Here is an 11,305-nt window from a genome sequence, read left to right as displayed (position 1 = left end):
TTCAATTCCACTCAGGTACGATTAGAAGCATCGAAGTCGAACTGATTAGCCAGCTCCTGCACAAATTTCAATTCCACTCAGGTACGATTAGAAGTATTCCCTGATCAGGTCGTGAACGAGCCGGTACGGATATTTCAATTCCACTCAGGTACGATTAGAAGGCCGAAGCCCAGCGGGGTGTTTACCGGTGCCGCCAATATTTCAATTCCACTCAGGTACGATTAGAAGTTTTTTACAATGGCTAAGTACTTAGAACTTATCAAATTTCAATTCCACTCAGGTACGATTAGAAGCCCAGAATGCCCAGACACCGCTTGGCAACAGCATTAATTTCAATTCCACTCAGGTACGATTAGAAGTTCTTTCCGGTGCCACTAGGTCCCGAACCCGTAAAATTTCAATTCCACTCAGGTACGATTAGAAGGGAGTACACCCTGAATATGGTGGACCTTGCCGCAAATTTCAATTCCACTCAGGTACGATTAGAAGAGCCGGTACAGCCCCAGCCGACCCGCCCCAAACGGATTTCAATTCCACTCAGGTACGATTAGAAGCGTCACCCGCTCCGTAAATAATAAAGTAGTAGGGGTATTTCAATTCCACTCAGGTACGATTAGAAGCTATTTCCGGCCCGGCACGTACCTGACGACCTATTAATTTCAATTCCACTCAGGTACGATTAGAAGAAAACACTGAATCTACCTACGTTTAACTGGCTCATTCATTTCAATTCCACTCAGGTACGATTAGAAGCTCAATCGTGTGCACTTCGGCGTACCTTCGACCCGGATTTCAATTCCACTCAGGTACGATTAGAAGAAGCTGGTTAATACCACCCGATCGGTCAACACCAGCATTTCAATTCCACTCAGGTACGATTAGAAGAACGACGGTACCAAATCGGGCGTGATCACAAAGGTTATTTCAATTCCACTCAGGTACGATTAGAAGCGAGTCTACGGCCCTGATGCAGATGCGGAGTGATCATTTCAATTCCACTCAGGTACGATTAGAAGTAGAGCCTGACGCCTTCGTCGTTGAGCCAAGTGTATAAATTTCAATTCCACTCAGGTACGATTAGAAGCAAATCCTATATTCGCGAGTGCCTACCGCGTTATGCTATTTCAATTCCACTCAGGTACGATTAGAAGTTGCGCTCTTACCATTCTGAAACGTAATTGTTACCGTATTTCAATTCCACTCAGGTACGATTAGAAGGGGATATTTATTATGTCTATGGCCTAAGTGGCAATGAATTTCAATTCCACTCAGGTACGATTAGAAGTTAAGCCGTCCGTGCCGATGCCTATAACGGCTCCATATTTCAATTCCACTCAGGTACGATTAGAAGGGCCCGGTTCGGTACGCTTCGACTAAACGCGCACAAATTTCAATTCCACTCAGGTACGATTAGAAGCCAACCGCTCCTGATTGACTGTCACGCGGAGATAGAATTTCAATTCCACTCAGGTACGATTAGAAGAAAAACGGCAAAGTGCTGATAATCAGCTAAAGAGTTATTTCAATTCCACTCAGGTACGATTAGAAGTACAACGCCTTCAACGTCGTGATCTTCGGCAACTTCATTTCAATTCCACTCAGGTACGATTAGAAGTAAACATCGGCCAAAAGTAACTGAGGGCGTAATTGATTTCAATTCCACTCAGGTACGATTAGAAGCCTTCATCTGCGGTGCGCTGATTATTCTGGGCCTATATTTCAATTCCACTCAGGTACGATTAGAAGGGTGCCTCCGCCGGGGTAGTTAATGGTGAGCTGATATTTCAATTCCACTCAGGTACGATTAGAAGGGGAAGCGACTTGGCAAGGAAGATGACCGACACCTCATTTCAATTCCACTCAGGTACGATTAGAAGCACGGTTTCCGACACGCTGCCTGTGTAGTCTCCGTATTTCAATTCCACTCAGGTACGATTAGAAGAAAGCCACATGCCTACTAATACGGCCATGGTTAGCAATTTCAATTCCACTCAGGTACGATTAGAAGACCGTGGCCGACATGGAGCACCCTTACGCGAAAGAAATTTCAATTCCACTCAGGTACGATTAGAAGGTTGTTTTGGTTAAGCCCGAACTTCATGCTTCCAACAATTTCAATTCCACTCAGGTACGATTAGAAGTGTCGGGGTGAATGTTGCCAATCTGGAAGTCAATATATTTCAATTCCACTCAGGTACGATTAGAAGCTATCGACCGTGCCGAATAGTTCTTTAATCGCTTATTTCAATTCCACTCAGGTACGATTAGAAGTCTTTTTTGAATTTAATAGTCATGAGCTTTTAAGTTATTTCAATTCCACTCAGGTACGATTAGAAGCGCTGGTGCAGGCCGGGGTTATTCAACCCGAAAAGCATTTCAATTCCACTCAGGTACGATTAGAAGTGGAATAAAACAAATCAATCTACCTCTTAGACCGAATTTCAATTCCACTCAGGTACGATTAGAAGGCCGTCCTGCTTTGTATGACTATCAACGGCGTTTTAATTTCAATTCCACTCAGGTACGATTAGAAGAGCGCCAACGCAAAACTTAATCATTGCTTCGTTCGAATTTCAATTCCACTCAGGTACGATTAGAAGCCCCGGCAATCCCCGTTATTCCACTTGTGATCTACATATTTCAATTCCACTCAGGTACGATTAGAAGCCGGGTGTGCTTCCAACTATATAGCGTAAACTCGGATTTCAATTCCACTCAGGTACGATTAGAAGATCGGACGCGCCTTACTTAACGATCCTGTAGAAAAATTTCAATTCCACTCAGGTACGATTAGAAGGGAATTTACCGCCCTACCCTACTTCTCGCAGGAGCTAATTTCAATTCCACTCAGGTACGATTAGAAGCCGAAGCGGAAGCGGTTGAGTTCGAACTGGTCTCCGAATTTCAATTCCACTCAGGTACGATTAGAAGCGGTGGGCGCGGCACCGAGCCAATAGCTCAGCGCAAATTTCAATTCCACTCAGGTACGATTAGAAGCCAATCATTAAGGTGCATGGTCTGAAGGTTCCGTTATTTCAATTCCACTCAGGTACGATTAGAAGGACCGACCGGTACTTCGATGAGTGAGCTTTGCCCGATTTCAATTCCACTCAGGTACGATTAGAAGCGGCGCTTCGTCGTACCCAACGGTCGCCAACCGGAATTTCAATTCCACTCAGGTACGATTAGAAGTTGCGGAAGATGGATTTCACTACACTCATTTCGGATATTTCAATTCCACTCAGGTACGATTAGAAGTCGAAACATCAAAAAGGAACGCGACAACTACCAAATTTCAATTCCACTCAGGTACGATTAGAAGAATACGAAGGCGTTGAGTTCTCCAACCAGCCGACGGTATTTCAATTCCACTCAGGTACGATTAGAAGCGAATCGATCCCTACGCAGCGACCAACTACCTGAAGATTTCAATTCCACTCAGGTACGATTAGAAGCCTTACCCGCCCGACGTTCCCAACGTAGCTAACCAATTTCAATTCCACTCAGGTACGATTAGAAGTCGGCGTACGTATCGACCGATAGCTGACGCACACATTTCAATTCCACTCAGGTACGATTAGAAGGGATCGAACCCGCTGCTATTTCATGAAGGTTACCTGCATTTCAATTCCACTCAGGTACGATTAGAAGATGACACTCGGGCAAGAGAGGTTTGGTTGCCTAAATTTCAATTCCACTCAGGTACGATTAGAAGGCGGCTAACGACCCCACCATTAGCTTCTGTTCGAATTTCAATTCCACTCAGGTACGATTAGAAGTTTCTGCCAAAAAACCCCTGTTCGCACTCAAAGCGAATTTCAATTCCACTCAGGTACGATTAGAAGCCGGCGTAAATGCCCACCTTAGAGCGCTGACTAAGATTTCAATTCCACTCAGGTACGATTAGAAGCGGGGGCGAATTTTTGGGTCGTCGTCATTTGCGAAAATTTCAATTCCACTCAGGTACGATTAGAAGTCTCGCTTCGGTGCGGCCCGATACGAGCAAACCCCATTTCAATTCCACTCAGGTACGATTAGAAGCCGGGTTGGTATCGCCCGACTCGATGATTGAGGCAAATTTCAATTCCACTCAGGTACGATTAGAAGCTCATTTGCTCACCCTGTTGCAGTGGGGGTACGAAATTTCAATTCCACTCAGGTACGATTAGAAGCTGGTTGCGGGACGCCTTTCGGGTGCTCAAACCCGGATTTCAATTCCACTCAGGTACGATTAGAAGTAAACTGTTCGTCTACGTCCCAGAGCTTTCCCAGCACATTTCAATTCCACTCAGGTACGATTAGAAGTTTAAGCTATTGGCAGCACTTTACGCGCCCACCCTAATTTCAATTCCACTCAGGTACGATTAGAAGTCTGGTCCAGACTTCGTTTCCAACGCGAAAAATCAAATTTCAATTCCACTCAGGTACGATTAGAAGCGATCCGGAAACGGACTACGTTAGAACAACCAAGCTTATTTCAATTCCACTCAGGTACGATTAGAAGTCCTGAACGACTGCGGTGTAGGTGTCAGCATCGCTAATTTCAATTCCACTCAGGTACGATTAGAAGTGCACCGGTTGCATAATCCGGCTCTCTACACAGATATTTCAATTCCACTCAGGTACGATTAGAAGACTGTTCAAATTGCCCACACATAAAACCTATGAGAATATTTCAATTCCACTCAGGTACGATTAGAAGTTCCACAGGCAATCTTCAAAGTCTTACTTGACCATATTTCAATTCCACTCAGGTACGATTAGAAGTATTGAAATATAGGCAACATTACCCGCTTCATCCAAATTTCAATTCCACTCAGGTACGATTAGAAGGCTAAAACGATTTCTGTTCTGAGTTTTCCGTAATTATTTCAATTCCACTCAGGTACGATTAGAAGTTGACGAAGGCCATTTTCAACGTCTGTTTTACAAATTTCAATTCCACTCAGGTACGATTAGAAGGCCGAAAATGAACGCGCAAAGGGAAATAGATTTAAGCAATTTCAATTCCACTCAGGTACGATTAGAAGACCGCGCCGACCACGTTACCCACGCCCGGCACAAATTTCAATTCCACTCAGGTACGATTAGAAGGGTTTTCAATCAGTTAGCGCCAAACCTGTCGAGTGGATTTCAATTCCACTCAGGTACGATTAGAAGGCCGGTTGCGCGTTTGAATAGCCCTTCGGCTACTTATTTCAATTCCACTCAGGTACGATTAGAAGAGCGTAAAGGATTTGCCCGATGTACCATTGGCGCATTTCAATTCCACTCAGGTACGATTAGAAGGAATCAAATTCTACAATAACGGCGCATCTGTTCTTATTTCAATTCCACTCAGGTACGATTAGAAGCTACTACCGCAAGCATAAAGACGGGGAACTGGAAGACATTTCAATTCCACTCAGGTACGATTAGAAGATTCCCCTTTACATTACACAAAATACACCCTCTATACATTTCAATTCCACTCAGGTACGATTAGAAGGCGGCAACCTTGGAATCTAGTCATGTATATTACGGATTTCAATTCCACTCAGGTACGATTAGAAGTTAATACTGCCCACGACTTCAACCGATTTGACCACATTTCAATTCCACTCAGGTACGATTAGAAGCGGGGTCGGTGTCCCAATCTGAGCCGCCGGGGGCAAATTTCAATTCCACTCAGGTACGATTAGAAGGCCGTCAGGTCGTCCATCCACTCAGGCGACGCCAAAATTTCAATTCCACTCAGGTACGATTAGAAGGGCCGCTGAGCGCCGAACCATGCAGGCGCTCAGAGAGCATTTCAATTCCACTCAGGTACGATTAGAAGTTAACCAGGCTCCTGCAACGGAAGCGCGACGATTAAAATTTCAATTCCACTCAGGTACGATTAGAAGAAGTTGACCCAAAGGGTGCCTTTCAAGCCTTCTTCGAATTTCAATTCCACTCAGGTACGATTAGAAGGTCAAAGCGAAGTTGCAGATTACCCTTCACCGTCAGGAATTTCAATTCCACTCAGGTACGATTAGAAGAGGCGCCCGATTTATCCGATGTGGTCACGAAGTTGCTATTTCAATTCCACTCAGGTACGATTAGAAGGTTTCGTTCTTGATCTGGGCAGCACGCGGCTTTAAATATTTCAATTCCACTCAGGTACGATTAGAAGCGCGCTGTTTCGTTGCGTGTTGTTGCTGCTGTAACATTTCAATTCCACTCAGGTACGATTAGAAGAGGTTAGAGACTATTTGTGAGATGATTCGCAACATGAATTTCAATTCCACTCAGGTACGATTAGAAGCCGTGAAAATACAGACGAAAAAAGGGCTTTGCAAAGCCCTGTGCGTGTTTTTGAACAGCCTGTTTAATCGAAAAAGTCGTCAATCGGTGATGGTACGAAAATGCCGGCCGATTGACGACTCCTTGACTGTCAGTGGACTAAGTCGAAAAGAACTGCCGAAAATTAAATAAAGACTACTGGTCAAAGAACGTATACAGGCGATTGACGACATTCGCTCTACAAAAATTCATCCGTCGATTGTCGCTCTACACCAACAATCTCTTTATCCAACCACTTTTTGTCACGGTTCTTAAACAGAATCAGGCTGTCTTCGTCGTCCTTCATGATGCGCCTGGCCTCGTGCATTAATTCCTTCAACTGCACATCGGTTAGCTCCCCTTCGAACACTGAATTCTGAATCCAGTTCAGATACCGCCGACAGAGCTTGAGCATCTTCCCGACGCGTTTCTGCCCCATGTCATAAACCAGGATAATATACATAGATAAAGAGTGAATCAGGACGCCGAACCGGAGCGAAAGAGTGAAAAACTTTGCGTTAGCTATTCACCCTTTATCTCCTTAAAAACTTACCACCACGCTTTAAACGGTTTGTATTCCTCAATGCCCAGTAAGTGCTTCTGCAACTTATAGCACTCCAGCTTGATCAGGTGCCGATAGCTGACGCTACGTCCCAGCGAACGGTGTTTGATGGTTTCTTTCATCAGTTCATCAAGCCCCTGCATGAAGCGCTTACGAGCGGCTTCTTTCATCACGCAGCCCCCGATTTCCGAGCGAAAATCCGATGGCTGTAACTGCCGTTTGTTGATCATCCGAAAAATCAGCCGGTCGACCAGAATGGGCTTGAAGATTTCGGCAATGTCCAGGGCCAGCGAATACCGACGCGCACCGGGTTCGTGCAGGAAACTAATCGTTGGGTTCAACTGAGTATGGTAAATGGTGCTCAGGCATTTGGTGTAACAGAGCATGTTGCCGAACGAGATTAGCGAATTCAACTCATTCTGCGGGGGGCGTTTGCTACGTCCGTCCATGCAGAACGTTTCGCCAACAATGGTGTCGAACGTACTGTAATACGTCTGGCGGATGTTGCCCTCAATGCCCATCAGCGTTGGCACATCCATCGTTCCCGGAACCGCCGTCAGCAGTTGTTCAATGACCGCGATGGCCGTGGCTACGTCGCGGTCGCGGTTGTTGTGGTATTTCAGTACGCGCAATATGTTGGCTGCGGCTCCCTCGACCAGTCGCTGGGCAATCACGATTCGCTTTTTGGCCGAGAGGTACGATTTGGTTTGCTCGACTTGCATTTTACCGGCCAGCAGATACTCTCGCGCCATAAACGAACCGGTGTAGTTTTCGTAATAGTCGAAGAAGTGAACCGAGATGCCGTTCTGCCCCAGAAAGTTGAACAGGGCCGAATTGGCATCCAGACTACCGAAGATATACAGGTCGGCAATCTGCTCGATGGGTAAGTAACGGGGCTGGCCTTCGTTGCCGTCTTCATCAACCGGCGTAAACTTGAGCGTATTGTCTTTCCGACTCATCCGGCCGGGATTGAAGATGTATTTCGGCTGTTTCATAGTAAGGTGTGGAAAAAAGGGGGAGCGGGAGTAAAGGAAGGAGCGGGGATGAAAGAGAGACATAAGCGGAGTTTAGAACATCGGAGAGGAAATCCCTCGCGTCCCTTTCCGCCTTCATCCCGTTACTCCTCTTCGGCGTAACAAAAATCAAAGTAGCTGCACGACCGGCATTTAGCTTTGTTGAGCCGCCCTGGACACTGCTCGCTTTCTACGATTTGCTCAATGTCACGTATCCAACTTTCGACCATCGGCACGTCTTCGTCCTCCAGCCGGACGGTCTGCGTTTGCCGTAGTTTGGGGTACTCGATCAGTCCGGTGGCCCCCTCAACGCCATTTTTGCGGAGCAGATACAGATAAAACTGCACCTGCGCTACGTGCGAGTGTTCGAGCTTATCCGACTTCTTGATTTCATGCACCACCTTGTCATACGGATCATAGAAATCAATCTTGGAGCCATCGAGGGTAATCTCGCGGTAGCGTTCGGCGCGTTGTGGATAAGCATGTTCGTGAAGCTGCTTTCCTTCGGCAACAGCTTCCGAGGTGTGTTCCATCCGTATCTGATTGGCATGAAGCCACATCTTGCGATGACACAGATGGTAGTAATTGATTAAGGTAGCGTTGGTGTGGGGCATACAACTATCGATTCAGAAAATAATCACGAAACTGCTCTAATTCAGCTTTTTCAACCTCCAGATATTTGGTGAAGATTTTATCGCCAACCTGATGCCGCAACGCCGAAATGCCCACGTCGATCAACCGTAACCCCTGCTCGGTCAGCAGGATGTTGTCGAAGGCAAGACCATCAAGGTCCGACGGCCGACGTAAGTCCCGATGCACAAACCCCGCCTGGTGCAACTGCTGTAGCTCGTCCGCAAATACATCGTACCAAAGTTCCCGACGTTCAATTTCGTAGGCCCGGTAATCGATAGGACGAATTCGCTCCATAACCAGCATTTCGGCCTGTAGATTGTCGTTATAATCGAGCCGGATGAAACGGACTACCAGATCATTGACAGTATTGGCGAACTTCATTTTCTCCGCTTCTGAACCAATATCCGAACGTGTATCGCCCAGAAACAGCTTAGCTACCTCCGTATCCGAGAGAGCAATAACAGCGTTGTTGGCACCGGCAGAAAGTTGGCGGGGGTATTTCATGAATGGTTAACTGTTATAAAAAATTAAAGCCAGATGAACGCTCTATCCGTTTGTAACCGACCCCTTGAGTGTATTTAAGGTTAGTTGCCACCAGCGTATTCTGCTTGTCTTCTAATTTGATTTGATACTCTTTAGGGCACTCCCATGGATAAGCCTGCACCAAAAGCTGGCTGGCTTCAATATACTTCCCTTCCTTTCTTTTGGCTTCGAAGTCAGCCCTTAGATTCTCACACAGAACATCAATCTTTAAATTACTCTTATCAATAACGTCTTCAACCCAATCTGCCCAATCACCTGCGTGAAATGTATTCTCAAAATTGATAATTCGTTCGTGAGTAAAACCGATTTGGAAGTTACGCTCTTGTTCTTCGGTGTAGCCCGTTTCATATACTTCATCGCAGGCATCGACCAAATGTTGCTCAGATAACTCCTGCCCATCCAGCTTTAGAAGAACACGCCATGTTTCATCTACGATAGTTTGGTCGTAGATCCGTTTGGTGTTACCAACGCTATTTTCAAAAAGATGTATTTCTGATGGTTTTTTACGTTTTCCAGCTCGGTTGACGCGGCCAAATCGTTGAATTAGTGCGTCAATTGGAGCATTCTCAATAAAGGCAACATTATAATCAATATCTAGACTAACCTCTACGGCCTGTGTAGCAATTAATAATCGAGGGCGCTCCTTTCTGTCGTCTGCTGTGATACTCTTTTCAATCTCTTTACGGTCTTTGCGATGAAAACCACCGTGCAATAATTTGGGATTATACTTGTTAAAAGTCTGACTTAGTTTCTGACATGTACTGACGTTATTGACAATAATCAGCACAGTTTTTTTGTCTTCCTCTAGTATCTGCGTGATTTGTTCAGTTGAATCAATAACCGTTTTCTTAGGCTGGCAGATTAATTTGTGACGAATACGTTTTAGTATATCGGCATCAGCTGGCTTACCTGGATTTGGGCGTATGATTCTCGATGTATCACCATCGAACAATTCATTAACAATCCGATCCAGTAGAAATTTGGGAATGGTTGCCGACATCAGCAGAATTTTAGCGTTACAAAATCGCTTAAGCCACTGAAGCGTTGCCAGCATCATCCCTGTTAGGTGTGCATCGTACGTATGAAATTCGTCAATGATAAACAAGGCGTTTTGGTAGTCGAATAGACTCATATCCCATCCTTTACCATGTAGCGCGTGTTTGAGTACCTGATGCAACGTAGCTACTTTAACAGGGTAAAATAATTCGCGGGAAGCAGACCGTTTGTTTCGAGCAATCTCTTCGCTTTGCTGAAAATTATTCGTTTCGTTGATTGCTTCCTCGTAGAAAAAATCGAGGGCTTTGCTGTGAAGAGCCGTTACCCGATCCTTACCATAAATACCTTTAAGCCTACGTACCATAGCGTTAATACTGGCAGTGTACGGCAGCAGGTAAAACAGTCTGACATTTTCTGTCTGATTGGCATACACCCAACTTAACGCTGCTTCCGTTTTTCCCGAACCTGTCGGCGCATGTAGAACAACGTCGCCTACGTACTGCTGCATGCGCTCCTGAAATGGTCGAAAAGGTACCCGAACGACTTTATTTTTATCGTTTACGGTTGTGGGATAAAAATCGGTCAGCTCAAGTCGTTTCCATATTGGCAAATCGCTTTCCGTCTTTGCAGAACCAATGTGATCAGCCGCCATCAGCAAGCCACGCATACGAGCTAGTTGCAACCTATCTGCCCACTGTGATTGTTGCCTATCCTTCATCAGAAGAAATTGAATTTCATCTGAATACGTATCGTTAAGAGAAAGATTGTTTGTTACTGGCGAAACATCATTGAAAAGCGTTCCCCAAGCTTTTACAATCTCTTCGGCGTTCTTCACCAATGCTGGGTCATCGGCCAGATGACAGGCTAAGTCAGTTCCTATCTCGTAAAGAGAAAGTTTTTTGAAACCATCGGAAACGATCCCTTTGTGGTGTGTAGCGATGGCAAATAACTCGTCAATAGGAAGATCTAAAAACTGCTCACAAAACCAAAGTGAGATGAGTTCGTGACGAATGCTTACAACCGTTGTACCTTTTTTAAGATTCAACTGAAAGCTCTTATGAGCTTTGCCGATGTCGTGCCATACAGCACTACGAATAGCTTTTCTCAGCCACTCATTACGCTCGTCTTCTGTAAACGGCAACCGGTTAACTAACTCAATGGCTGCCCGAACTACCCGTCGCGTATGCTCCTCAAGTGTCATGCATAGCGCAAACGTTGGGTCGTCACTTTTGGCTTTGTAAACGCTGAAATCCAT

At 45.4% G+C, this 11,305-nt stretch carries 5 protein-coding genes and 1 CRISPR repeat array (1 of these 6 cut by a window edge); all 5 genes read right to left on the bottom strand.

The genetic code is table 11. From position 1 onward, the window contains the following. A CRISPR array of direct repeats spans positions 1-6,286; the repeat unit is 30 nt; unit sequence ATTTCAATTCCACTCAGGTACGATTAGAAG; it reaches 856 nt to the left of the window's first position. Between the two features lie 216 nt (positions 6,287-6,502). After that, positions 6,503-6,766 carry a CRISPR-associated endonuclease Cas2 gene (cas2, locus tag ACYVIY_RS09665; protein ID WP_460976121.1) on the bottom strand — a complete coding sequence of 88 codons (264 nt, stop codon included), beginning with the start codon at positions 6,764-6,766 and terminating at the stop codon, positions 6,503-6,505. An 86-nt stretch (positions 6,767-6,852) separates the two neighbouring features. Then, entirely contained in the window at positions 6,853-7,860 is a 1,008-nt protein-coding gene (cas1b, locus tag ACYVIY_RS09660; protein WP_460976120.1) for a type I-B CRISPR-associated endonuclease Cas1b, read from the bottom strand. 122 nt (positions 7,861-7,982) lie between these two features. Beyond that, on the bottom strand, positions 7,983-8,492 hold the full coding sequence (gene cas4, locus ACYVIY_RS09655; protein ID WP_460976119.1) for a CRISPR-associated protein Cas4: 510 nt from the start codon (positions 8,490-8,492) through the stop codon (positions 7,983-7,985). Between the two features lie 4 nt (positions 8,493-8,496). Continuing rightward, a complete protein-coding gene (locus ACYVIY_RS09650) occupies positions 8,497-9,015 on the bottom strand; it encodes a hypothetical protein (RefSeq protein WP_460976118.1) in 519 nt (172 codons plus the stop codon). A 13-nt stretch (positions 9,016-9,028) separates the two neighbouring features. Further along, positions 9,029-11,305 carry a CRISPR-associated helicase Cas3' gene (cas3, locus tag ACYVIY_RS09645; protein WP_460976117.1) on the bottom strand — a complete coding sequence of 759 codons (2,277 nt, stop codon included), beginning with the start codon at positions 11,303-11,305 and terminating at the stop codon, positions 9,029-9,031.

Source organism: Spirosoma knui, from assembly GCF_054780635.1.
This window is presented reverse-complemented; position numbering and strand designations above follow the sequence as displayed.

Excerpts from the sequence above, each read along its gene's own strand:
- cas2 (WP_460976121.1), bottom strand. The coding sequence starts at position 6,766 with ATGTATATTATCCTGGTTTATGACATGGGGCAGAAACGCGTCGGGAAG.
- cas1b (WP_460976120.1), bottom strand. The coding sequence starts at position 7,860 with ATGAAACAGCCGAAATACATCTTCAATCCCGGCCGGATGAGTCGGAAA.
- cas4 (WP_460976119.1), bottom strand. The coding sequence starts at position 8,492 with ATGCCCCACACCAACGCTACCTTAATCAATTACTACCATCTGTGTCAT.
- ACYVIY_RS09650 (WP_460976118.1), bottom strand. The coding sequence starts at position 9,015 with ATGAAATACCCCCGCCAACTTTCTGCCGGTGCCAACAACGCTGTTATT.
- cas3 (WP_460976117.1), bottom strand. The coding sequence starts at position 11,305 with ATGGATTTCAGCGTTTACAAAGCCAAAAGTGACGACCCAACGTTTGCG.